The organism is Wolbachia endosymbiont (group A) of Pogonocherus hispidulus (assembly GCF_964028195.1).
Taxonomy (GTDB): Bacteria; Pseudomonadota; Alphaproteobacteria; order Rickettsiales; family Anaplasmataceae; genus Wolbachia.
Genome location: NZ_OZ034750.1, coordinates 965,737 through 990,021, shown reverse-complemented (window position 1 = coordinate 990,021; position 24,285 = coordinate 965,737). Strand labels below are relative to the sequence as shown.

Here is a 24,285-nt window from a genome sequence, read left to right as displayed (position 1 = left end):
TTCAGTTATGGACGACAAAAACACCGATTATGTTGCCCTTATACCTCAAGATGATAGTATTGAATACAAATTTGAAGAAGCTGTCAATTTTATAGAAAACAAGGTTATAAATGCTGATGGACTAACTTTAGCGGAAGTGTTTCAAGTGCTAGTTCAAATGCTAGATGGTGATCTAGAATTGGTAAAAAAAGTACTAGCATATGCTAATATTATGGCAAAGCATGGAATGAAGGTAGCAAAAGAGTCGCAATTAAGCAGAGCTGATGTTCGCCGAGCTTTGGAAGGTAAAGAAAGTGTTGTCAATAGACAAGATTTTATAAAGAAACCACCTCTTCCACCTGCTATAAAATCGACCAAAAAGAAAAGTAGAGGTCTTTAGATGGCTGAATCTATAAAAAAATTTACTGTACAATGTGACTTCAAAGGGCAAAGTTCACCTTTTGCAATATATATAGGAAATCCAAAAAGTGATGCTCATCCAATTCATCATCAAGATTCCTGGCTTGTAAAAGAACGTGGAGGGAATATCCCTAATAAAGTAAAAGAAAGTCTACAAAAATTATATAAACTATCTCAAGAAAATGGAGTCTCTTTCTCAGAGTTATGTGCGTATGCCATTACTGTGGTTAGTAATAATGATAAAAAAAGCGATAGCAAAAAATAGCAAACTGCTCTCTTATCATCCAATATCTTCTTCCTGTCTTTCCTATACCTTCTCTCTTGTCATCCCAGTGCTTGACACTGGGATCCAGCTAGGTTGGTGAATATAAAAGTAGCTAATCTCATTTATATTAAAACACTACGTTTTTGATGGGGTTGCGTGAAAAACTGGATTCCAGTGTCAAGCACTGGAATGACACCACCTGCCACACAAATTGCCTACAAATTACAATGTTCGTACAGTAAGTACTGAAATGACATCATTTACTATGTAATATTGTGTCATATTACAGATATATAGTTTAATCTCTCAATATTTCATTTATAGAGGTTTTCGATCTCGTCTTTTCATCCACTTTTTTTACTATGACTGCACAATAGGTTGAAATGTTATTTTTAGATGGAATAGACCCTGGTACCACTACAGAATAAGACGGTACTTCGCCATAAAATACCTTGCTAGTTTCTCTATCAATAATTTTTGTTGACGCCCCAATAAACACACCCATGCCAAGAACTGATCCTTTTCTCACTACCACACCCTCGGCCACCTCGCTACGTGCTCCAATAAAGCAATTATCTTCTATAATGACAGGTGAAGCTTGAATAGGCTCAAGGACTCCACCTATTCCTACTCCACCGGAAATATGGCAGTTTTTTCCTATTTGCGCACAGCTACCAATCGTTGACCAGGTATCTATCATTGTTCCTGAATCAACATATGCACCAACGTTGATAAAACTTGGCATTAGAACAACATTTGTACCTATATAAGCAGATCGGCGAACAAAACACCCAGGAACTGTTCTAATTTTTAACCGGCGAAATTTCTCCTCATTCCATTCACTAAACTTGTTACCGATCTTATCAAACCAGCAATTGGTATTGTCTATTATTTTGTTTTCTTCAGTGAGAAAATGTAATAATATTGCCCGCTTTATCCACTTATGTACTATCCATTCTCCACTTGATAGCTTTTCTGCTACTCTAATTTTGCCACTATCAAGGAGCTCAATTACCTCTTTAATTGCTATTCTTGCTGTTTTCTTTAGATTACAGTCATTAAATTTTTCTCTATTTTTCCAAATATCTTCTATCTCAGTTTTTTTTAGTTGCAAATCTTCCATTTGTTATATATATATTAATATTAAATTTATAGTTCTGTATCATTTGAGCTTGTTACTACTTTATATGCAGGTGCTATGAAAATACAATGTAATAGTTGTACTAAAACTTACTTAGTATCTCCCGAGCAAATTGGTGCATCTGGAAGAAAGGTAAAGTGTACGAACTGCAATCATATATGGCATGAATATCTAGAAGAAGTGTCAAACAAATCGCACTCTGCTAATATACAGGAAAAAAAAGTTAGTGGAAGGAATTTTTTACAAAATCTAGCATTTACCACTCTAGCTTTTGCAACAGCTACAGGGTTATGCGTCGTAATTGCTAATGGCATCTTTCCTAGAGAGATGAACAAAGCATACAAAACGATCAGTCCATATAAGGATTCAATAAGCTATAAATTAGGGTACAAAAAAGAACAAACAGAAAATCCAAATGTAAAAAAACTTGTTGTAAATAAGTTTTATCAAGACTACCTTTTTTTATCTAATTTAAGATCTAGTTAAATAGGCATAAACCATCGCCGATATCGGTATCCAGTTCCTATAGCTACTCAGATGGTGCGAATAGTATTAGGGTGACAGAGTTTTAAAAATAAGTTATTTTTTAGTAAAAAACAGCTCATGAGTATTAAAATTGCACCTTCTATACTTTCAGCAGATTTTGCAAAATTAGGGGAAGAAGTAAGAAAAATTAGCGATTTAGGTGTAGATTACATACACATAGACGTTATGGATGGGAATTTCGTTTCAAATATTACAATTGGTCCTAGTGTTGTCTCTGCAATACGTAAATATAGCAATCTTCCTTTTGATGTGCATTTAATGGTCAAATCTCCTGGTAACCACATTGAAAGCTTTATAAATGCTGGTGCTGATATTATCAATGTACATGCAGAAGCAGAGATACACCTTGAGAGGTTGATAAGAAAGATAAAGTCATACAAAAATGTAAACGACGCAAAAAAACCGATTCAAGCTGGAGTCTCAATTGTTCCTTCAACTTCCCCAAGTGTGCTTGAATACATAATACATGAGCTAGATATTGTGCTGATTATGACAGTCAACCCTGGCTTTGGAGGGCAGGAATTTATTCATTCACAGTTGAACAAGATATCTACTATAAAAAAAATGATACAGGAGCGTAATCTTAAAACACAAATTTCAGTAGATGGTGGAATTAACTTTTCTAACGCAGCTGATATAATAAAAGCAGGTGCTGATATTTTAGTTGCGGGATCGGCGATATTCAAAGCTGAAGATATTAAGAAGGCTGTAAACGATCTTAAAAATCCATCGTGGTAATCCTATATAGCTAGTGCAGCCCTACGTCATACCGCGATTCATTCCACAACTGTAGAACAATTATGATTTGAGAGCAATTTCCACTAGGAAGGTGTCATTCCAGTGCCTCTATGATGTCATCCCAGTGCTTGACACTGGGATCCAGCTTTTTCATAATCATCAAAATGTTGTATTTTTACATAAAATGGCTACTTTTATGCTTACCAACTTAATAAAATTCCTGGATCCCAGTGTCAAGCACTGGGATGACACCCTCCTGATGGGCCAAAATCACAATGTTCGTACAGCTATGGATTCATTCGCGGTATCTCAGCCACTAACACGTAGCGGAATGTTGGCAAACCTAAGATCTTTAGCTAGTTAACACAAACCATTTCTATTATCTACCAATTTGAAAAAGTCTCTGGTCCAAGTAGTCAAGCTACTTGGATGACAAGAGGTAACGCAAGAAGTTTACTCTTAATAAAAGCCTGATGATGAATCATTATTACCAAATTTCGGCCTATTTCTGTTGCTGAAACCAGAACGAGGACGAGAAGGCCTCTTATGGTGACTTCCTCCAGGTTTTCTATTAAATGAATTATTGTAATAATTATCCCTGTCATTTGGACCATCTTTCCTTTCCTCGTTGTAAAGCTCACCTTCAAAAAACTCTCCCGTCTCTTGATCAACTCGACGTCTTGACAACTTTGGACATCCACCTTTTTCGAAGTCAATTACTAGTGCTTTGAAAGTATCATCTTGTTTAAGTATGCTCTCTATAGAATCTATGTGTTCATTAGCTACTTCACTTATGTGCATTTTTCCTTTTCTGCCATTAAGAAATTCAAGCTCTACAATAGACTTCTCTATTCTTACAACTTTGACATCAACTATAGAACCTTGTTCTAGTTCTGTTATTGAATCAATCATCATACTCTTTGCAATTTCAGCTTCAGTGCCACTCGTGGCAAAAACAGAAACTTTACCATCATCTCCTATTTCAATTTTTGCATTACTTCTTTCACACACACTGCGTATATTTTTTCCTTTAGCACCAATAGCTGCAGAAATTTTATCTTTATCTATGTAAAATGATAACATTCTTGGTGCATGGTCTTTGACATCATCACTGTGTTCTGAAATCACTGCATTCATTTTTTCTAAAATATGTAATCTTCCAGCTTTTGCCTGTTCTAAAGATTTTTCAATAATTTCAAAGTTTATACCAGAAATTTTCATGTCCATTTGTAGCGCCGTAACCCCTTCACTAGTTCCTGCTACTTTAAAGTCCATATCACCAAGATAATCTTCATCACCCAATATATCGGAAAGTATTACATACTCGTCTTTATCTTTAATGAGGCCCATAGCAATTCCAGCAACAGGGGCCTTTATTGGCACACCCGTATCCATTAAAGCAAGAGAAGTCCCACAAACTGTTGCCATAGAAGAAGAACCATCAGACTCCAAAATTTCGGACACTACTCTTATTGTATAAGGAAATTCAGACTTATCGGGTAAAACAGGATGAATTGCTTTCCAAGCAAGTTTACCGTGACCAATTTCTCTTCTTCCAGGTGGACGTCCAGTAGAAATTTCTCCAACAGAAAAAGGAGGAAAATTATAATGTAACATAAAGTGCTCACGTCTATCCCCTTCAATATCATCCACGATTTGCTCATCTTGCGTAGTGCCAAGAGCAGTAACAACCAGCGCCTGAGTGTTACCTCTGGTAAACAACGCAGAACCGTGAGTCTTGGATAGAACATCAACTTCAATTTCTATCTGACGTATTTCATCATGCTTACGACCGTCTATCCTTACACCTTTCTTTCTAATTATTTCACGTACTAAAGATCTTTCAAAGTTTTTTACTGCATACGTAATTAACTTTTCGTCTTTTCCAGCTTCCTTAAGAGCATTCAATATATTATCTCTGATCGCTTCTAGAGCTTGAACTCGCTCTTGTTTTACTGTTTGTGAATATGCTTTCTCAAAATCTTTACCGTGTTTTTCAAGCTCTTGTGTTATATCTGATATATCAACAGGAGCAAAGCTTTCAGGTTTATTGCCAACTGTATCAGCAAACTCTTTTATGAGCTCAATGACAGGCTTAAGGTGTTCATGGCCAAATTTTATTGCATTAAAAACATTTTCTTCAGAGAGCTCTTTCACTTCTGATTCAACCATTAAAATTGAATTTTCATCACCAGACAAAAATAGATCCAAGCTGCTTGCTTTCATCTCTTGAACAGAAGGGTTGAGTATATAGTTATTATTTTCATCACAACCAACCATCACTCCAGCTATAGTAAAGTGAAAAGGAACACCAGAAATTGCAAGAGCTGCAACAGTACCAATCAATGCTGGCACTTCAGGAGGATTGACTGTATCATAAGTTAATAGATTGCACACCACACTAACTTCATCATTAAATCCTTCTGGAAATAGTGGTCTTATACTTCTATCTATTACTCTTGAGATTAAAGTTTCTCTATCAGATGGCTTGCCTTCTCTTTTAAAAAAGCCACCAGGGATCTTACCCATGGCATAGCTTTTTGCGATAAACTGTACATTTAAAGGTAGGAAATCAACATTTTCTTCCTTCTTTTTACTTACAACAGTTACTAAAACAGAAGTATCACCGTAATTTACAACTACTGAACCATGAGCTTGGCGTGCTATTTTTCCTGTTTCTAAAGATAAGGTACGACCACCCCACTCTATAGATTTTTTTATAATTTTAAACATACTAAATTCCTCGATTATTTTCTAATGCCTAACTTCTCTATTAATTCCTGATAGGCTTCATTACCAAATTTACGCTTTATATAATTTAAGTGCTTGCGTCTTCTACCTATCAATATAAGTAAACCACGCTTAGAGTGATGGTCATGCTTGTGCACTTTAAAATGCTCAGTTAAATTACTGATCCTCTCGGTCAAAATTGCACATTGTACAAAAGATGAACCTGTATCATCTTCTTTAATTGCATATATATTTATCAAACTCTTTTTCTTTTCGGATGTTATCGACATCTAAACCTCATTTTAAATATTAAAAACACGAATAGGTTTCACACAACCATAAATAAAACTGCAGATTGCAATAGGTACACTACCCACTATCGTACAACAAATATCATAATTCTTTAAATTACGCAAGTTATTTAATACAATTTCCTGACCTTTTCTGATTTTCCCCGCATCTTCTGGGGAAATTTCAACTTTGAACATCGATTTTAAAGCTGATACGATTGGAATTATTTCATCCTTTTTAGTAAGCTGTTCAATTGTCACTGATTCATTTTCTCTAAAGTCACCTACCATAGTTCTTCTTAATTTCGTAATGTGTCCAAAGCAATTTAATGCAATTCCAAGATCCCGAGCAATTGATCTCACATATACACCACTACCGCACATCATAGAAAAATCTGCACTATTATTTATGGTGTCCACAGATATCAATTTCAGTTCATGTATTTTGACTTGTCGGGGTTTTATATTCACCTTTTGCCCACTTCTTGCCAATTTGTACGCCCTTGCTCCTTTAATTTTTATTGCTGAAAATTGAGGAGGAGTCTGCTTGATCTCACCAATAAAATTTTTAATTGCACAATTTATTTGATTATATTGAGGTTTTATAGTGCTAGTTCTAATAATATCACCACCCAAATCGTCCGTTGTTCTTTGTTCGCCCCATTTTATTGTAAAATCGTATGCCTTTAAGTTACAAGATAAATACGGTATAGTTTTTGTTGCTTCACCAAGAGCAATTGGCAACACACCTGAAGCTAAAGGATCAAGTGTTCCCAGATGACCAGCCTTTTTTATCCCAAAAATCCTTTTAATTTGAGTTACAGCTTGTGCAGAACTAATTCCTATTGGTTTATCGAGATTCAGCCAACCATGTTTCATAGTTAATTATATACAATTGGTAACAGTTTAGCTTGAAATATATACTTTAAATAATAATGTAAAAAATAGCTTGACTAACATGCATCTATTAACACATACTTAATCTTTTTATTAGCCTTATTTTAAGGGGACTATTACGACTACAGATAAAAGCATATTGAAGTGGGAAAACACTGCACATATAACAAAAATGGGTATTGAAGGTACAGTTGCACTTGCATCTTTAGCAGCAGCAATAACAACAATATTAATTGCTACTAAAGTGATTGCTGGACCTACATCTTTAGCACTTATTGCTAGCCCTGCTGGAATTGCAGTTCTATTTATTGCAGCTGTATATTTTGCTGCACAAGCTTATTCTTCATATCAGCAAATGTATAAGAATGAAGAAATAAGTGAAGCTAAAACAGGTGCTGAAACAGCAGCTCAGAAAGCTGAAACAGCTAAGAATGGAGTTGAGGGAAAAGTTCAAGATTTAGCTACTAAAACTGAATTGGCTGACAAAGCTGACAAGACTGAATTAGCTGACAAACTGGATTCAAGTAGATTTAATGAAACACTTAAGAGTTCATTAGAAGAGTCTACAGTTGTTCAAGCATTCATAGACAAAGGATTTCAAAAACAATAAATAAGCTAAATGGCACAGAGGTAGAGATGGTTTTGCCTCTTTTTTTCATTTGAGAAGAGTTACGGTAATCTGTCCCACACCTCAACTACATCCTCACTAAAATCTATTACCTCTGCTTTTTTGAACCGATAACATTCATTGATGGATTGAATTCCTAAATTTCCTACAAAAGGAGTGGCATCATTACCTAGAATTTTACCACTGCGGCAGATTATCAACCTGTCGATTAAATTACACTTTAATAGTTCTGTAATTAACACTCCTCCGCCTTCGACTAATAATCTTGTTATACCAATTGCTGAAACAAGTTTTGATGCCATGTCTTTTAGACAGACTTTGCCGATAACATCAGGTTCCGATGTCATTCCAGCGCGTGACGCTGGAATCCAGTTTTCATTATGCAATTGCTTGGTTGCAATTAAGTTCTCTGGATCCCAGTGTCTGGGCACTGGGATGACAGGAGAAGGCGTTGGAATGACAGGAGAGTGTGTTGGGGTGACATCTGGAATAACAGGAGGTTTGTGATTTGAATTGACTATCAAATAATTAATGTTTTTTATTTTTCTCTCTACTTCCTTATTTGTGATTACCCAAGTTATTACTTTGTCTGCAGTCTTTACAATATTATGCTCTTCCTGCAATTTTCCCTGGCTATCTATAATTAGCCTTATTGGCGATCTGTTTTCAAGTCCTGGTAATCTGCAAGTTAAGAGTGGATCGTCATTAATGAGGGTATTGCTGCCAATCATAATTGCGTCATATTTTGCTCTAAGCTCATGCACCCAATTTCTTGTATCCTCACTTGTTATCCATTTGCTATCGCCTGTAAATGTTGCGATTTTTCCGTCAAGAGTTGTTGCGATTTTGCAAGCTATAAATGGTCTATGTAATTCTTTAGTGGTGAAAAAGCCGACATTCAGTTCTTCTGCCTCTTTTTGCATAATTCCTTGTTTCACTTCAATTCCTGCTTCTTTTAGAGCTTTAATGCCTCCACCTAAAACTCTACTATCTGGGTCAATAGTTGCAATTACTACCCTTTTTATTCCAGCTCTTATAATTCCTGCGGTGCAAGGTTCTGTAACTCCAAAGTGGCAACATGGCTCGAGCGTGATATACATAGTTGCATCTTGAGTTGAACCTTTCGCGTTTTGCAAAGCGACTACCTCCGCATGCGGACGCCCACCGATCCCTGTATAGCCCTCACCAACCATCACACCATCTTTTACAATGACACACCCAACAGCAGGATTTGGTGCAACATTTCCAAGATTTTTTTCTGCAAGCCTTAATGCAATTGACATGAAATGATCATCAGTCATTAGAAAGAAGTCATTTCGTATGAGGTATCAAAAATTCTTCTGTGTTCGTGTATGGCAAATCTATCTGTCATACCTGAGATATAGTCACATATTATTACTGAACGCTGAGATTCACAAGCAAGTTTGCTCCACTCTGTAGGAAGTAATCTTGGGTTTTCATAAAAACATTGAAAAAGTTCCTGTATTATGCGTTTCGCTTTGTTCATCGTTCTACTCAGTTTATAGCTTCTGTATATTTTCTCCATGTTGAATCTTTTCATTTCTTTTGTAGCATTCGCAACTTCTGGTGAAAATGTGACTAACATTTTGTTTAGACTTCTTACGTCTTCTACGCTTTTTATTTTGTGATCTTCAATATTTCTTTCAGTCTGAGAAACAACATCACTTATCATAATTCCTATAGTTCCACTCAGTGATTCATGTATGAGTTTGCTCTGAGGCAATTCTGAATATCCGCTCCTTACGTCTTTAAACATTTTTCCAATTAAAGGGACATTCAGCAAATCTTCGATGGTTACTAAATTTGCCCTGAGTGCATCATCAAGATCGTGAACACTGTAAGCAATATCATCGGCAATTGAAGCAACTTGCGCTTCAATGCTTGAAAATTCTTCAAGTTTTAGATCATATTTTTTGTTGTATTCTAGCAATAGCTGATTATTTGTGTGAGATACTGCATTCTGACCAAGCAAGGGACCATTATGTTTTGCAACCCCTTCAACCACCTCCCAACTTAGATTCATACCATCAAAATCAGCATGTTTTTGTTCAAGATAAGTTAAAATCCTTATAGCTTGAACATTATGATCAAACTCATACTTCTCACTATCAACTTGAACTAGAGCATCCTCACCTGTGTGACCAAATGGGGGATGACCAAGGTCATGTGCAAGCGCTATGCATTCAGTGATGTCCTCATCTAAGCTGAGCCTGCGTGCGATGGATCTTGCAATTTGTGCAACTTCAAGGCTATGAGTCAGCCGAGTGCGATAGTAATCGTGCTCGTAATTGATAAAAACTTGTGTTTTGTACCCCAATTTCCTAAACGCATTAGAGTGAACAATGCGATCCCTATCACGCTGAAAGCAGCTGCGATTCTCATCTTCTGGCTCTTTGAAGTATCTCCCTTTTGTTTTGCTTGGGAAACATGCATAACTTAATAGAAAATTATTGTTTGACATGTAAAATTTCTACTATAATAAATTATCAATAATAAACGGTGGTTACTATGTCAACAAATTACAACATCAACTTAACTGATAATGCACTAAAAAAAATCCACTTTCTTGCAGAGCAGGAAGGGGATAAGAGTTCCGTTTTGCGGGTTGCAGTTTCAGGCGGTGGATGTTCTGGCTTCAAATACAATTTTCTTATGGATCAAATGAATAAAAATCTATCTTTGGATGATGAAGATGATGATTACGATGATGAATTTGATGACTATGAAGAAAGCGAGGACTATAGAAGCCACTCCAGTTTCAGCAAAAAAGGTAAAGATATAGTAATTAATGATGAAAATGGCAATCCTGTATTAATGGTTGATAATTGTTCAGCAAAATTTTTAAATAACTCAGTTATAGATTATACTGAGGATCTCAGTGGTTCTGGTTTTCAAATAAAGAATACCCTTGCTAAGTCTCAATGTGGTTGTGGTAACAGTTTTTCGGTTTCCAAAATTTAGATGCCTTCTGGGTCTTTTAAACATGGGTGGTAATGTAGCTCTAGAACTAACTTCTGTAGATAAAAGCTTCAAGGGCAATTCTGCTGTTGTAAAAGACATCAACCTAAGTGTCACAAGAGGGCAAGTAGTAGCGCTGATTGGCAATTCAGGTGCAGGAAAAACAACTATATTGCAAATCGCAGGCTTGTTGGACAAGCCAACTTCAGGTATAGTTACGATAGATGGAATAAATTGCACACAAGCCAGTAATAAGCATAAAACCCATGTAAGAAGAAATTTCCTTAGTTTTGTTTATCAATTTCACTATTTGTTACAAGAGTTATCGGTGTTGGAAAATATTATGCTTCCTCAACTCATTGCAGGAAAAAGCAAAGCTGAAGCAAAAAAAAATTCGCAAGCAATGTTGGAAAAATTTGGTCTGGAAAACAAAGCAAGTAGCATGGTATCTGAAGTTTCGGGTGGGGAAAGGCAGAGAGTTGCAATTGCAAGAAGCATTGTAAATTCTCCAAAGCTTTTACTTGCAGATGAGCCAACAGGAAATTTAGATCCAACAAATTCTTTTAACGTGTTTTTACTGCTACATTCATACGTAAAGGAAAATAACAGCTCTATGCTTATAGTAACGCACAATCATCTCCTTGCAGAAAAGGCAGACTGCATTTTCCAATTGAGAGATCGATCATTAGTGAAGTTGTGAATAGGAAAAATAGCACAATTTAAAACTACCTATGCCTTATACTTATCTAACCAATGATCATTAACAGAGTACAACTCGCATGAAACGCTTTCATTGCTTTTTATACACGGACTTTTTAACTTACGCTGTTTACTTAGGGAACACCCCGATAACATAAACACAGCTAAAACAAAAAATAATAGCTTTTTAAACATAACAAAACCTTTTCATTTATATTACTACACTCATTTCTCTTGTTTGTAAAGATTAAGCATATTCTTTTACCCTTACCTCTTTTTTGACCTTTTGAGAAGAAATAGCTGCACTGTTTAAGCGCAGTTTTATATAACCATCTACGATTTGAGTCACTTCCTCTTCTTTATCCCTTAGAAAGTGATTAGTATCGTCTATTATATGGTATTTCATGTGATCACTTTTTACTGAATTTATCAACCTTTTTGCTAATTCTGTTACATCGCTTTCTTCTGAGATTGTATCATTACTGCTTTGTATTATAAGCCCAGAAACTGGACAGGGAGAAAGAAAAGAAAAATCGTACTTAGTTACCGGAAGAGAAAGAGCAATAAAACCCACTATCTCAGGGCGGCGCATTGTTAGCTGCATAGCCACCCATGCTCCAAAAGAAAAACCAGCGATCCAAATTGGAACGTTGCTAGGATTATGTTCCTGAAGCCAATCAATAGCTACCGCAGCGTCAGTTAATTCTCCTATACCCTTATCAAAAGTTCCGGTAGATTTTCCCACACCACGAAAGTTAATTTTCAATGCAGAAAAATTGTTATCGATAAAAGACGTATATATACCATGTACAATTTTACTACCCATATTACCACCATATTGAGGGTGATGATGTAAAACCAGCACAACCGGCGCGTTGGCATCTTTGCTTTGGTGGTATTCACCTTCTATCTTTCTTGTTGCATTATTCAAAAAAACTTCTACCACGGTAACTCCTAATAAAAACCTGCTTGACAGGTATTGATGACATGAATTATTAATTATGTATTAATTTCGCTGTTTTTGCAATAAATTTTTTATCGTGTTAAAGCTAACGTACATAGTTATGGCTATAGTTGATGGTAAACTTATTTAAGTGACAGATGAGTCCATTCTCTTTAGAAAATAGTGGTTGCGTATATGCTGATTACAATGCAACTGCTCCAATTAGTGAGAATGTAAAAAAAAGTATATTTGAGGTCTTGTTAAAACAAACGCTTAATCCATCATCACTACATAAAAGAGGACAAGAAGCGAGGAAGATTCTTCAGGATGCAAGAGATAACATACGTGATGCTATTGGTGTTCCAAGTGATAAAGAAATAGTTTTTACGTCTGGTGCGACTGAAGCGAATAACCTTGTTATGAGAGGAATAGCAGGCTATCTGCATGTAATTTCAGCTATAGAGCATCCTTCAATTCTTAATTCTGCATGTAATCCATATATAATACCCGTTAATCAGGAGGGCATTGTTGACTTTTTAGAGCTAGAAAAAATTCTAAGCGAACTTAAAGGAAACAAAGCAATAGTTTCAGTTATGATGGCAAATAACGAAACCGGAGTTATTCAGCCTGTTAAGGAAATAGCTGAAATAGCACACAAATTTGGAGCAATTTGCCACACTGACACTGCTCAAAGTGTTGGAAAAATTAAAGTTAATATGGAAGATTTAGGAGTGGATTTACTCACTTTATCCGCCCATAAATTTGGCGGTGTAGCAGGCAGTGGAGTTTTAATATTCAATAAAGAACTTGCGATAGAACCTATTATAATAGGTGGTGGACAAGAGAAGGGATTTCGTGGTGGCACGGAAAATATTGTTGCGATTGCAGGCCTTTCTGCTGCACTGCAAAATATTCCAGACCTTCTATCAAAAATGGATGAAGTAAAGGAGCTACGTGATCAATTAGAGTGTGAATTATTAAATCTTGCCAGTGACATAAGAATCTTCGGTAAAAACTCTAAGAGGCTGCCAAACACAAGTTTTATTTATATGCCAGGAGTAAAGAGTGATGTGCAGCTCATGCATTTTGACTTGAATCATATTGCAGTTAGTAATGGTTCTGCATGTTCTTCTGGAAAAGTTGAACCTTCCCATGTTTTGCTTGCAATGGGGGCAACAAAAGAGCAAGCAGAGTGTTCAATTAGAATCAGTATAGGTCCAGAAACTAAACCACAAGACATAAAAAAAATAGTGGATTGTTGGTATAATATCTACAAGCAGAACACCTTGGTATAGATAATACGTGGTACCATGCAGGGAGCTATAAATTAGATGTAAAAAATTACTTTACAAGTTTCGCCAGCCCCCTTATCATAACAGTGAAGCTATTTATTTATCTTCTCTGTACAGATTAAATGACAAAAAAACTCAACGTATTTGGCGTCTCATGTTTAATTTTTTGCACTATGTGCACCTTATGTCTTTATCAAATTTCTAGGTTTTTACCTATACAAGCTGAAATACGCTTATAAAGCATTTAAAACATTAAAAAACGCCAACTTAAAAAATGGATAGTGAATAACTAGCTACCCTAGGGTTTCTTTTGCCTTTTTTTCTGTTTAGTAAATTTCTTAACGTTTATAATTTAGGTTAGTTGCATTTAAAAGCAGCTGAATCGCGGTTATTAAGTGTTTAGAATAAAAAAACGCCATACTTGAAAGTATAATGTAAGTAATTAGCCAACCACGGGGCTTCTTTTGCCTTTTTTTTCGTTTGGTAAATTTCTTAATGTTTGTAGCTAAAGCAACTTAAGAGACCGAAAATGGTCAGCGCTCCTTTTTTTGTCATCCCAGTGCGTGACACTTGTATCTTTATGATGTGAGGTATTAGAGCTAAAATATCTCACAGGGAGGGTGAAGCCAACTTGACACTAATGCCAATAAGGCTGAATCCCAGATTTTGCTCCCCTCCCATAGAGTTAGAAGACTGAACAGTATCTTTGGAATTATATCCCGTATTTACAAGAACTCTCAATTTATTTATAGTCTTGGAGGCAGTTTTATGCAAGTAAATGCTATTTTAGGTGTAGATATTTCTAAAAAGAAATTTGATGTTTGTTTGCTAATAAACGATAAGAAACGGCACAAAGTCTTTTGAAGATGGCTTTACAAAACTTGTAGTGTGGTGCAATGGACATGGAGCAAACCTTATTCATCTTTGTCTTGAAGCAACTAGCTGGTATGGTGAAGATTTGGCTACTTTTATGCACGACTTGGGACATAACGTAAGTGTAGTAAATCCAGAAGGCTTTTGGCAAAAGTGAACTGCTCAGAAACAAAACCGATAAATCAGATGCAGCTATAGATTTTGTATCGCTAATAAACCTGCTCTTTGGAAACCTATTTTCCCTGAAGTTAGGCATTTAAGAGAGCTTTATCGTTGCATGCAATCACTTAAAGACGACAAGTTGCAACAGATGAACCGTTTGGAAAATAAAAATATGCACTCCAGCTGCAAAAACGCTAGATCCGAAGTAATTTCAACAATAGATGCACAAATTGCTATCCTGGAAAAAGAAATTGATGAGCATATTAATCACTATCCATACCTAAAAAATATGATAGAAAACCTCAAAACTGTAAAAGGCATAGGATATCTTACTGCTGTTGCTGTTATCGCAGAAATGCCGTCAGTTGATAATTTTAGTCATGCTAACAGCTTTTGCCGCCAGAACATCATCAATCTGGATCGTCAATAAGTAGAAGAAGCCGAATATGTAAAATAGGATCTGAGCGTATTCGAAAAGCTCTTTATATGCCAGCTATAGTAGTACAATCATCATTTTCAAAAATTTTGTCAGCGTTTAACGAGTAAAGGAAAGTGTCCAAAAGTCGTAGTTTTAGCCTTGATGAGAAGACTGATGCATGTCTTTTTTGGTATTCTTAAAAACAATCAGCCATTTAATTGTAAATTAATTGTTTGACATGAGAGACAGTATCTGGGATCTAATTTTACCTGACTATGTTATCATATAAATCTATCCAACTTAGATTTTCCTTTTCGATCAAATCAGTCTTCCATTTTCTTTTCCAACTTTTTAAAAGTTTTTCTCTATTAAAAGCTGAATTTATATATCTTGAAATTCTTCAAAATGAACTAATTTATGTACATTGTATTTTGATGTAAAGCCAGAAATAACTTTACTCTTATGTTCCCAGATTCGTTTAATCAGATTTGATGTTATACCTGTATATAAAGTTCGATTATTCTTGCTTGCAAGTATGTAAACGTAATAATTTTGCATATAACTTAGATCCCAGTGTCACGCACTGGGATGACAGGAGAGAGGACACCATATGTTTATTTGATCGACAAATAAACACTGAACATCAACAGACAAGAATACACCACAGTTAACTGTGGTGTGTACTGGCTAGTTAGAAAGAAAACTTCACACCAGTAAGAAGGAGAATTCCTTGGTTAGAAGGTGCCTCTTCTGTGGTACTACCTGCTTTTGTAATCTTATGATTTGCGTTTTGTTTCTCGTTAGTCATAAAATAATGAAGAGCTGCGTAAGGAACAAATTTGCTCTTACTGCATGCAGGAGAAAGATCATATTGAACGCCAAGTGCACCATCATGAAGCATATCTCCATCATTCATTCTGCTACCAAAGTACGTCAAACTTGTGTAGATATTCTCATGTTGATAACCAGCTCCTACAGTCCAATACATGGTATCTATACTATCTTTACCAAATTGAGCTTTCAGTCCTTCCACTCTCTTGTCATCATCAGTAGTACCTTTACCATCAATTTCCTTATAGGTATCACCAACTAATTTTTTAATACCCTTCGGTTGGCCAGATTTACCCAAATATGCAAAAGAAGCGGCAAATTTTACGCCTTGGTCTTCATTAATCTTATAATCAGCGCTTACACCCAAATTAACACCCATAAGGTCATTGTACTCTACATATTCATCATAAACATGCTTATCTTTATTTGGTTTTTTCGCTTGACCATACTCACCAACTGCAGAAGTTTTAACTTTTACATTATATTTATCAAAGTCATATTCATATGATGCACCAGCACTTACTATGTGCTCATAGTCTGGACCGACATGCTTTATCTCTTCTTTATGCTTTAGCACCTTAGTATTATTTTTATCCTCCTCAAAAGGAATTGTTTCTTTTACAGTAAACAAACTACTATTATAACGAGGTGAGTAACTGATGCCAAACCTTGCGCCCATATAATTTGGTGAGTAGTAAGCAACTCTAAATGGCAGTGTAGTCATAACGCCTTTGTTATATTTCCCTGCCATACGGAAGGAGAGTTTTTCACTTTCACTCGAAAAACTTTCAGTGTAAAGACGTGGTGTTACATAAAATGGAAAGCCTGCAGCGCTTCCTTCTAAGTTCACTTTTCTGAACCAGTCACTATCTGCAGCTCCGTCAACAGTCGCAATTCTTGTTGCATCAAGTCTCATCAGAGCTTCAGGACCAAATTGGTAACCAAGCTTCACGTCACCATATTTTGAGTTAATAAACACATGCGCACTTCTGCCTTTTGCAGCATAAACACCTTGTGATGCTCCCTTACCTTCGGTCACTGGAACGTGAAATTGCACATCAGCACCATAAAGAAGACCTAAATCTTCATTCTTATTTTCTGCTCTGAGGTGCAATATCGCGTCAGCAATCATACCCATATCGTTGCTGTAATCACCAATATTTCCTATTCCCTCAGGGAATACTGGATTTGCTCCTTTTACCTTATCCGTAGCATCCTCATAATAATTTATAGATTTGCCAGGCATAACGTCGTATCGTTTATAATCTGTGCCACTTGGCCCTGCTTTACCATAACCTTGAGCATCAACAACACCGCCAAAAGTTATTCTTAAATTACTTTGCCCTTGATTAGTGTCGATAATATCAACTCCACCAACTGAGACAACAGGATTTGCCTTAACTTTTTTCTCTGTATTTTTGTTAACAACTTTTACATCCTTCTTTACATCTTTAGCTTCAACTTTAGCATTCTTAGTTTTAGAAGCCTTAGTTTTTGAAACTTTACCTTTTTCTATATTAGAATTCTTAGCGTTTAGAGCTTTTGCTTTTGAATCCTCTATAAGCTTTGCTTTTTTCTCATTTGCTAGCCTGATCTCCTCTTTTTTCTTCTGCTCGGCTGCTAATCTCATCTCCTCCTTTTTCTTAAGCTCTTCAGCTTTTTTTCTTGGATCAGCATTACATATTCTGTCCATCTTTTCTTTCAGTTTTTTATTTGATGTTTTCATAACTTCTGTTTTTCCAGAAGTTTTTGTGCTCTCTTGCTTTTTTATTTCCTTCATACTCTCATCAGGAAAGTCAGCTGCAAAGCCGCTGAAAGAATATAAAGTTAATAGAGAAGCTAGAGCAGTTCTAGTATAAATAGATTTTTTCATGAAGTGCCCCCAAAAAATTTCGAAATCATATCTTAAATGTAAATAGTATAAAAATGTTGAAAATTCAACTTAAAGCAACCTTATAACGAAAACAAAAGTAAAATGCAATACCTTAAAAGCAACTTTCTTAATACGCTCAACGTGTATATTAACCAAAATTTAGTACAGAAGTTCGCTTGTTAGTGCATTATAACTCTACTATTTATTCTATGGAAGTAAAATTTTTTTATTCTAACAATAGTAATTGAAAGGAAAAGAAACTATAGCTATGTTAAAAAAATAAATTATGAAAAATACTATTGACAATAATATCAATCTACATTATAGTTAAATAAATTGTTTAGCTGATAGTAGATTGAGGTAGTTATGGATTTTAGTTTTTTACGCAATTGGTTTAGCACCACAGATACTAGTGCAAGTAGTATAGATTCACAATTAGAACAATCAAGCTCCATCTTAGCAGATAACGGCAAATGCAAGATGGAAGAATATGATGATGAGTTTGAGATCATTGAAGATTATGAATTTATAAACCCTCGCGACCCAAATGAAATACATTCTTTACCTTCTTCTCACCAGATAGATGAAAGTATTGTAGAAATTGCAGGGTTTAATAAAGAGAAATTATTAGAAATGAGTAATTTCTCTAAAATAAGCTATGGTGATGACGACAATAAGTTAAGTGAAAAAAGATGCAACACCTTAGCTGAAGAAGTATACAAAACTGGATTTGAAGTTACTACGGAAGGTTATGAAATTATTCCATCCCCTGAAAAAATGTATAAAACTAGAGCTGAACTTACTAAAGAAGGTTATGAAATCATTCCATTTGGTAATAGCTTTGAAAAAGATGCTGGTCATGTTTTCATAAAAGGTAAAGAAATAACAATAGCTTACCATGGTACTCGCTTAAAACATGGCTTATGGGGCTTAAATGATGTAATCACTGATCTAAGTGCATCTTTTACTACTTCAGAACTTTTACCTGACGGTGGAAGAATTCATCGTGGTTTTTATAATTCGTTTACGGATTCATGGCCTGATCTTTATCGCATTTTGAAATCTCATGCTGAAAAACAAGGATCAGAAATCAAAGATTTTGAAATCAATCTCACAGGTCACAGTATGGGAGGAGCTATTGCTAAGATAGCTGCTTTATGTCTTAATAAAACAGAAAGAGCTGAAGATATTCATGTTGCAACTTTTGGTGATCCAAGAGTTTTTGACCTTACTGCTAGTAAATTTTATAATGACGTTCTTCAAGAAAAAACCATTAGAGTAACTCAACATAGACAAGATCCAGTGCCAGCAGTATCACCTGGTCTTTTTGGTTATGCTCATGTAGGTGCACAATTAAGAATATCAGCACCGGAAGGATATTCTTTTCATAAAATAGATGGTTATCATGAAGCTGTTAAAGTAATGGATGAAAGTGATTTCAAGTCAAATAATAACGTATCTCTCTTTTACTATCCCGTTAGGGCATTAAGTCAAATTAACTCTGCAGTTTTAGGTAATGCTCAATATTACGCTGCCAATGCGGTAAATTATATTTTTGGTGGGTCAAACTTCTTTGAGAAAGTGAAAAAAGAATACCAAAATGATAAATTTGAGGTATTGGAAGTTGAGCAAGTAGCACATGAAAATTCCTCATCTATTGCAATGGGCAGATAGCTGCCATTATGGAGCAATTATTAGATTGCTCCATAATATCTATTCATTTAAATTCAATATAAAAGTTTCCACCACAAGTTATTTTCCATTCCTCTTTAAATTTTTTTAGATGTTCTTTTTTTTCGCACTCTAAAAGCAGCTCTTCCACGCTTTTGTTGTAACTTTCAGTAGTAATCTTTCCCTGATGATGCATGAACCTCAAGTAAATCAAATAAGTGTTAATCACATCTGTTTCACAATAATCTCGAATCTCTTGTATCTTGCCGCTATCGTATAAGCCCATAACTTGTGACCCATCAACTCCAATCTTGCCAGGAAGGTTAAATGCTGCACAAACTTCGTTCATTTTTACTCTCGCAGAAGCTCCAAAATCAGAGAGAGATTCAAGCAAATCACAATGCCAATCACTACTATATCTCTGATTGTAACTATTCCACTTATCGCCAGCTTTATGAAAATATTCCGCTTGAATGCCATGGACCATAGCACGATACTTCAGCACTGGTATATCAAAAGTGCGCCCATTAAATGAGACTAATCTCGGTCTTTTTTCCGACATATAGTTAAAAAATCCCTTCACCAGCTCCTTTTCACTGGAATTTAGTGTGCCTCCAGATCTTATTTCTTGCAGTGTGAACACTTCGTAACCGCTCTGGCAGCTTATATTACAAAGTAAAAAACTGATAACTACAACCCGGTGGAAGGGCTGACGCAGAAAAGAGTTCTGCCCGTTTGTTATTTCTAGGTGGTATTTTGTTAATGCATCCCTTTTCTCTTCCACACTGCTATTGTCATCAATATCCAGCAAATTCTTGCAGGAATTTATATCCGGTATAGTTTCAATATCAAATACTAACAAAGAATTAAGCATTGCCTATATATTCCTCAGGACGGTCGATCCAAGGTCGCACTTTTACAAATAAAAAGAGGTGTACCTTGCACTCAAATAATTTTTCTAGTTCAACACGTGCTTCGATATTAATTTTTTTAATATTACTGCCATCTTTCCCTAGCACTATTTTTTTATGACTATCTTTCAACACGAATATGATCTGTTTTATGACTAAACTCTTATCTTTTTTTTCCTCAAATTGTTCAGTTATAACAGCTGTAGAGTATGGCAATTCTTCACGCAAGTTCAAGAATAATTTTTCTCTCGTAATTTCTGCTGATAAAAAATTTGTCGAGGAATCGGTTATTTGATCTTCTTCATAAAACCAAGGGCTCACCGGTGCAACTTCAGACAAGTAATTCACCAAATCAGGAAGTCCATCATTCTTTAATGCTGATATCGTAAAAACTTTTTCAAATTTATAAAGCAAATTCAGATGCTCATGCGCCATCTTTAATTCAGGCCTTTTTACCAAATCAGTTTTATTGATAACCAAAATGCATCTGCCTTTTGTGCGCTGCAGTCGCATAAATATAGTCTTAATTCTTTCTATATTTTTCAAATAATTGCTTACATCAACAAGTAACAAAGTGATGTCATCACCCTTGATTGCTGACCATGCAGACTTGACTAAAGCTTTTTCAAGTTTTGTTTCTGCTGAGAAAATTCCTGGGGAGTCAGTAAAGACAATTTGTGTGTTGTTGCATGTTGCAACACCCCTTATTTGCGTCCTTGTTGTTTGCACTTTAGGGGTAACAATTGCAATTTTCTTGCCTATGATGCTGTTAATTAATGTAGACTTCCCAGCATTTGGTAAGCCAGCTATGGTTACAAATAAGCACTTTTGTTCTTTCACAAAGGAAATTATAAAGAAAACTGGATACCAGTGTCAAGCACTGGAATGACAAGTTCTCGGCAACCCCTACGTCATACCGTCACGGTATCTCTAGATCCCGCTAACACGTAGCGGAATGACAGCAATCCTACGTCATACCGCTGCGAACTGTCATACCGTGATTTATTCACGGTATCTCACATAGATCCCGCTAACAAGCAGCGGGATGACAGCAATCCTACGTCATACCGCCGCGGTATCCCAGCATAGATCCCGCTAACACGTAGCGGGATGACGAATTGCTTAACCGTCATACTGCCGCAGACCGTCATACCGCGATTCATTCGCGGTATCTCTTAGCATAGATCCCGCTAACAAGTAGCGGGATGACGAGCTTATCGTCATGCCACCACGAACCGTCATACCGCCGCAGACCGTCATACCGCGATTCATTCGCGGTATCTCTTAGCATAGATCCCGCTAACAAGTAGCGGGATGACGGTTGTCATTTAGCTACAAACATTAAGAAATTTACCAAACGAAAAAAAAGGCAAAAGAAGCCCTGGTCATTGTTTATTTTCAGTATTTGGCGTTTTTTAAGTCTTAAACACTGCAATTTAGCTGCTTTTAAATGCAACTCACCTTAGTTTAAATGTTTAAGAAATTTACTAAGCAGAAAAAAAGGCAAAAGAAACCCCGTGTTAGCTAGTTGTCACTCTCTAATCCTGCAAATTGGCGTACTATACTGTCTTAAACGACTTATAAGCGCGTTTCAGCTTATATAGGTAAAAACCCAGAAATGTTGTGAAGACATAAGGTGCACATAGTGCAAAAAATTAAAAATAAGACGCCAACTACGTTGTTTTCTTGCTGTTTAATCTGCACAGATGAAGATAACTGAATACCTTCAGTTTCATGATAAGGGGGCTGGCGGAGTTTGTCAAGGGATTTTTGACGAAATGATTTTGAAAGTAAAGAGCGGGAGAAGGGGTTCGAACCCTCGACCTCAACCTTGGCAAGGTTGCGCTCTACCAACTGAGCTACTCCCGCAATTAAATTAACCTAAATTTACTTAATTATAGGCATATACAGCGATTTGTAAACCCCGTGTACACGAAAAATGTGAGAGCCCATAAATTTGCGTGGTTCCTTCTATGATCTTTTCGTATACTTAAGGCTCATTTTTGATTATCATGAACTTTTAATTGTGGCACAAGCTTTATGGGAATATTTTTATATAAAGATGACTTGCCAGCTAGCTCAATACCAAATGATATAAGGTCTATAGCTGTTGATACCGAGGCAATGGGGCTACTTCATAGCAGAGATAGATTATGCCTTGTGCAGCTCTCTTTTAATGATGGCAACGCTCACTTAGTGCAACTTAAGAACGATTATACAGCGCCAAATTTGAGAAAAATATTAGAGGATAAAAATATAACTAAAATATTCCACTTTGCACGGTTTGATGTAAGCATAATACGTTATTACTTGGAAACTTGGGCACTTCCGTGCTATTGCACGAAAATAGCTTCACGTTTGGTTCGCACCTACACAGATAATCATAGCTTAAAAGAGTTGTGCTTAGAGCTGCTTGATACCAAACTAAATAAGCAGCAGCAATCTTCTGATTGGGGAAATGAAAATTTGACAGACAAACAAAAAAGTTATGCTGCATCTGATGTTTTGTATCTCCATAAGATAAAGGAAAAGCTAGATTTAATGTTGGAACGTGAAAATAGAAAAGAATTGGCCCAAAAGTGCTTTGAATTTCTTCCTACTCGCATTGAGTTGGATTTAATGGGTTGGGAAAACGTGGATATCTTTAATCATCAGATATAATCATTTGTGAGAAGTTTTTTGTTTGTGCAAGACACTTTAGGGCAATTTTTCAGAAGAATTTAGTTGATTAACTGTTGATTGATGCGCTATATTTTACAAAAATTTAGGTATTTTATGAGTGATGATATTACAACGGTAAATGATCAAAATTTCAAATCTGAAGTCACTGACTATAAAGGGTTTGTTCTGATAGACTTTTGGGCAGAATGGTGTGGGCCATGTAAAAGTCTAATGCCGCGTATTGAACAGTTGGCTAAAGACAGAAAAGGCAAGATTAAGATCTGCAAGTTCGACATAGATGAAGGGACTGAAGTGCCAAGTAAGTATGGAGTGCAATCTATACCCACTTTAATCATATTTCAAGATGGTAAGGAAATTGCACGCAAAATTGGTGCAACAAATGATTTGCTAAGTTGGGTTGATAGTGAAATAAGCTAATAGACAAATTTGCTTTTGTGTGTATTATAAATATTGATAAAAGGGATTGTAGCTCAGTCGGTTAGAGCAGTTCGCTCATAACGAATTGGTCGTAGGTTCGAGTCCTACCAATCCCACCATTGTGTTGATCTTAGCATGATCGTAACAATGAGAAAACTATAGTATATGAATTATATGTTGATATAATAGAGGAAATAATGGAATTTACTAAATCTTTGAATAATAAGTTAGATGAGTTGCACTTACTAAATCATCCATTCTACCAATCATGGAATACAGGAAGCTTAAGCTTGCAAGCTTTACAAACCTATGCTAAAGAATATTATCACCACGTTGCTGCGTTTCCTCGTTATATCAGTGGTATACATTTTTTGTGCCCAGATCTAAAAATGCGACAGGTTTTGCTTGGTAATTTAATAGAAGAAGAACAAGGTGATGAAAATCACCCAGAGTTATGGAAACGTTTTGCTGAAGGGCTTGGTGTAACACGGTCTGATCTCCATAAGGATGCACAGATTAAAGAGACACAGAAGTTAGTTGATGGTTACTTTGATATTGTACGATCAGACTTTGCTTCCGGTTTGGGTGCACTTTATGCTTATGAACGTCAAACTCCAGAGGTTTCTAAGTCTAAAATTGAAGGTTTAAAAAAACACTATTCAATAAGTGATGAGCGTTCTCTTCAATTTTTTACGGTTCATATGCATGCTGATGAATGGCATTCTGAGGAGTGTGCAAATCTTATTGAAGATCTAGATGAAAAAGAGCAAGATAAAGTTATGCAGGGTGCTCAAAAGGGAGCAAAGCTCTTGTGGGGTTTTCTTGATGGAATGATGAATGCTAGCGTGTGTTAGTAGTTGTAAGTAGCTTGAGAATTAAAACTCAGTGGTGTTGGAATGC

General features: G+C 35.9%; 24 protein-coding genes, 2 tRNA genes and 1 pseudogene. 15 read left to right on the top strand and 12 right to left on the bottom strand.

Annotated elements, in window-relative coordinates; genetic code table 11:
* The first annotated feature begins 7 nt into the window (after positions 1-7).
* Both ABWU58_RS04705 and ABWU58_RS04700 read left to right on the top strand, forming a co-directional pair.
* Positions 8-379, top strand: coding sequence for a hypothetical protein (locus ABWU58_RS04705; protein ID WP_353273101.1), 372 nt, complete (start codon positions 8-10; stop codon positions 377-379).
* Positions 380-664 (top strand): DUF2610 domain-containing protein, encoded by a 285-nt coding sequence (locus tag ABWU58_RS04700; RefSeq protein WP_064125056.1) that lies wholly within the window; start codon positions 380-382, stop codon positions 662-664. It begins immediately after the preceding gene.
* A 298-nt stretch (positions 665-962) separates the two neighbouring features.
* Here the strand turns inward: ABWU58_RS04700 and dapD are convergent, their stop codons facing one another.
* Positions 963-1,787 (bottom strand): 2,3,4,5-tetrahydropyridine-2,6-dicarboxylate N-succinyltransferase, encoded by an 825-nt coding sequence (gene dapD / locus ABWU58_RS04695; protein ID WP_353282722.1) that lies wholly within the window; start codon positions 1,785-1,787, stop codon positions 963-965.
* Between the two features lie 75 nt (positions 1,788-1,862).
* Here dapD and ABWU58_RS04690 point away from each other — a divergent pair, with 75 nt between their 5' ends.
* From ABWU58_RS04690 to ABWU58_RS04680, 3 genes are all read left to right on the top strand, one after another.
* On the top strand, positions 1,863-2,291 hold the full coding sequence (locus ABWU58_RS04690; RefSeq protein ID WP_353282721.1) for a zinc-ribbon domain-containing protein: 429 nt from the start codon (positions 1,863-1,865) through the stop codon (positions 2,289-2,291).
* Between the two features lie 117 nt (positions 2,292-2,408).
* Positions 2,409-3,089: a ribulose-phosphate 3-epimerase gene (gene rpe, locus ABWU58_RS04685; RefSeq protein ID WP_353282720.1), complete on the top strand. Its 681-nt coding sequence runs from the start codon at positions 2,409-2,411 to the stop codon at positions 3,087-3,089.
* Between the two features lie 67 nt (positions 3,090-3,156).
* Positions 3,157-3,453: a hypothetical protein gene (locus ABWU58_RS04680; RefSeq protein WP_353282719.1), complete on the top strand. Its 297-nt coding sequence runs from the start codon at positions 3,157-3,159 to the stop codon at positions 3,451-3,453.
* Between the two features lie 95 nt (positions 3,454-3,548).
* Here the strand turns inward: ABWU58_RS04680 and pnp are convergent, their stop codons facing one another.
* The 3 genes from pnp to truB are packed head-to-tail and all read right to left on the bottom strand — an operon-like array spanning position 3,549 to position 6,988.
* Positions 3,549-5,822 (bottom strand): polyribonucleotide nucleotidyltransferase, encoded by a 2,274-nt coding sequence (gene pnp, locus ABWU58_RS04675; RefSeq protein ID WP_353282718.1) that lies wholly within the window; start codon positions 5,820-5,822, stop codon positions 3,549-3,551.
* A gap of 14 nt (positions 5,823-5,836) precedes the next feature.
* A complete protein-coding gene (rpsO, locus tag ABWU58_RS04670; RefSeq protein WP_006279944.1) occupies positions 5,837-6,109 on the bottom strand; it encodes a 30S ribosomal protein S15 in 273 nt (90 codons plus the stop codon).
* A gap of 12 nt (positions 6,110-6,121) precedes the next feature.
* Positions 6,122-6,988 (bottom strand): tRNA pseudouridine(55) synthase TruB, encoded by an 867-nt coding sequence (gene truB, locus ABWU58_RS04665; RefSeq protein WP_353282717.1) that lies wholly within the window; start codon positions 6,986-6,988, stop codon positions 6,122-6,124.
* 157 nt (positions 6,989-7,145) lie between these two features.
* Between truB and ABWU58_RS04660 the strand changes: the two genes are divergently transcribed.
* Complete coding sequence (locus ABWU58_RS04660; RefSeq protein WP_353282716.1) at positions 7,146-7,616, top strand: hypothetical protein; 471 nt, start codon at positions 7,146-7,148, stop codon at positions 7,614-7,616.
* A gap of 59 nt (positions 7,617-7,675) precedes the next feature.
* Here the strand turns inward: ABWU58_RS04660 and ribD are convergent, their stop codons facing one another.
* Together ribD and ABWU58_RS04650 are read right to left on the bottom strand one after the other, a co-directional pair.
* Entirely contained in the window at positions 7,676-8,935 is a 1,260-nt protein-coding gene (gene ribD / locus ABWU58_RS04655; protein WP_353282715.1) for a bifunctional diaminohydroxyphosphoribosylaminopyrimidine deaminase/5-amino-6-(5-phosphoribosylamino)uracil reductase RibD, read from the bottom strand.
* Complete coding sequence (locus ABWU58_RS04650) at positions 8,935-10,116, bottom strand: deoxyguanosinetriphosphate triphosphohydrolase (protein WP_353282714.1); 1,182 nt, start codon at positions 10,114-10,116, stop codon at positions 8,935-8,937. Before ABWU58_RS04650 ends, ribD begins: the two co-directional genes overlap by 1 nt.
* A gap of 47 nt (positions 10,117-10,163) precedes the next feature.
* Here ABWU58_RS04650 and ABWU58_RS04645 point away from each other — a divergent pair, with 47 nt between their 5' ends.
* Positions 10,164-10,616, top strand: a complete 453-nt coding sequence (locus tag ABWU58_RS04645) for a HesB/IscA family protein (RefSeq protein WP_353282713.1) — start codon at positions 10,164-10,166, stop codon at positions 10,614-10,616.
* Between the two features lie 22 nt (positions 10,617-10,638).
* Positions 10,639-11,313 (top strand): ABC transporter ATP-binding protein, encoded by a 675-nt coding sequence (locus ABWU58_RS04640; protein WP_353282712.1) that lies wholly within the window; start codon positions 10,639-10,641, stop codon positions 11,311-11,313.
* A gap of 246 nt (positions 11,314-11,559) precedes the next feature.
* On the opposite strand, the gene ABWU58_RS04630 is transcribed toward ABWU58_RS04640, so the two are convergent.
* A complete protein-coding gene (locus ABWU58_RS04630; protein WP_264687881.1) occupies positions 11,560-12,258 on the bottom strand; it encodes an alpha/beta hydrolase in 699 nt (232 codons plus the stop codon).
* A gap of 155 nt (positions 12,259-12,413) precedes the next feature.
* Here ABWU58_RS04630 and ABWU58_RS04625 point away from each other — a divergent pair, with 155 nt between their 5' ends.
* Both ABWU58_RS04625 and ABWU58_RS04620 read left to right on the top strand, forming a co-directional pair.
* Positions 12,414-13,550 carry a cysteine desulfurase family protein gene (locus tag ABWU58_RS04625; RefSeq protein ID WP_353282711.1) on the top strand — a complete coding sequence of 379 codons (1,137 nt, stop codon included), beginning with the start codon at positions 12,414-12,416 and terminating at the stop codon, positions 13,548-13,550.
* Positions 13,551-14,697: 1,147 nt separating this feature from the next.
* Positions 14,698-15,128, top strand: a pseudogene (locus ABWU58_RS04620) (transposase).
* A gap of 253 nt (positions 15,129-15,381) precedes the next feature.
* Here ABWU58_RS04620 and ABWU58_RS08110 read toward each other — a convergent pair.
* Together ABWU58_RS08110 and ABWU58_RS04610 are read right to left on the bottom strand one after the other, a co-directional pair.
* On the bottom strand, positions 15,382-15,558 hold the full coding sequence (locus tag ABWU58_RS08110) for a GIY-YIG nuclease family protein (protein ID WP_410542034.1): 177 nt from the start codon (positions 15,556-15,558) through the stop codon (positions 15,382-15,384).
* A 133-nt stretch (positions 15,559-15,691) separates the two neighbouring features.
* A complete protein-coding gene (locus tag ABWU58_RS04610) occupies positions 15,692-17,704 on the bottom strand; it encodes a porin (protein ID WP_353282710.1) in 2,013 nt (670 codons plus the stop codon).
* Positions 17,705-18,070: 366 nt separating this feature from the next.
* On the opposite strand from ABWU58_RS04610, the gene ABWU58_RS04605 reads away from it, so the two are divergent.
* A complete protein-coding gene (locus ABWU58_RS04605) occupies positions 18,071-19,378 on the top strand; it encodes a lipase family protein (RefSeq protein ID WP_353282709.1) in 1,308 nt (435 codons plus the stop codon).
* A 43-nt stretch (positions 19,379-19,421) separates the two neighbouring features.
* Here the strand turns inward: ABWU58_RS04605 and ABWU58_RS04600 are convergent, their stop codons facing one another.
* The 3 genes from ABWU58_RS04600 to ABWU58_RS04585 form a co-directional block, all read right to left on the bottom strand.
* Entirely contained in the window at positions 19,422-20,249 is an 828-nt protein-coding gene (locus tag ABWU58_RS04600; RefSeq protein WP_353282708.1) for a 3'-5' exonuclease, read from the bottom strand.
* The gene (era, locus tag ABWU58_RS04595) at positions 20,242-21,126 is read right to left on the bottom strand and encodes a GTPase Era (protein WP_353282707.1); all 885 of its coding nucleotides are present in this window, start codon (positions 21,124-21,126) and stop codon (positions 20,242-20,244) included. The genes ABWU58_RS04600 and era overlap by 8 nt, the downstream gene beginning before the upstream one ends.
* A gap of 956 nt (positions 21,127-22,082) precedes the next feature.
* Positions 22,083-22,155: transfer RNA gene (locus tag ABWU58_RS04585), tRNA-Gly, on the bottom strand.
* Positions 22,156-22,326: 171 nt separating this feature from the next.
* On the opposite strand from ABWU58_RS04585, the gene ABWU58_RS04580 reads away from it, so the two are divergent.
* The 4 genes from ABWU58_RS04580 (at position 22,327) to ABWU58_RS04565 (ending at position 24,239) form a co-directional block, all read left to right on the top strand.
* On the top strand, positions 22,327-22,947 hold the full coding sequence (locus ABWU58_RS04580; protein ID WP_353282705.1) for a ribonuclease D: 621 nt from the start codon (positions 22,327-22,329) through the stop codon (positions 22,945-22,947).
* Positions 22,948-23,061: 114 nt separating this feature from the next.
* Complete coding sequence (trxA, locus tag ABWU58_RS04575) at positions 23,062-23,385, top strand: thioredoxin (RefSeq protein ID WP_353282704.1); 324 nt, start codon at positions 23,062-23,064, stop codon at positions 23,383-23,385.
* A gap of 42 nt (positions 23,386-23,427) precedes the next feature.
* Positions 23,428-23,504 (top strand) — tRNA-Ile (locus ABWU58_RS04570).
* Between the two features lie 78 nt (positions 23,505-23,582).
* On the top strand, positions 23,583-24,239 hold the full coding sequence (locus ABWU58_RS04565; RefSeq protein WP_353282703.1) for a CADD family putative folate metabolism protein: 657 nt from the start codon (positions 23,583-23,585) through the stop codon (positions 24,237-24,239).
* Positions 24,240-24,285: the final 46 nt, after the last annotated feature.